This window comes from Neisseria sp. P0001.S005 (assembly GCF_051963715.1).
On the sequence record NZ_JBQCTZ010001167.1, the window covers coordinates 1 to 209 of the forward strand.

Annotated in this window: 1 protein-coding gene; it reads left to right on the forward strand. The window is 58.9% G+C overall.

Translation table 11 applies throughout. The annotated features are described in order from the left end of the window. On the forward strand, positions 1–209 hold a 209-nt coding region (locus tag ACTHSP_RS24435), incomplete at both ends, for a hypothetical protein (RefSeq protein WP_440347267.1).

The window sequence follows — 209 nt, forward strand, 5'->3', positions numbered from 1 at the left end:
AAAGGTGACACTGGCGCAGCTGGCGCTAAAGGTGACACTGGTGCAGCCGGCGCTAAAGGCGACAAAGGCGACAAAGGCGATAAAGGTGACACTGGTGCAGCCGGCGCTAAAGGCGATAAAGGTGACACTGGCGCAGCCGGCGCTAAAGGCGACAAAGGTGACACTGGTGCAGCCGGTGCTAAAGGCGACAAAGGTGATACTGGTGCAGC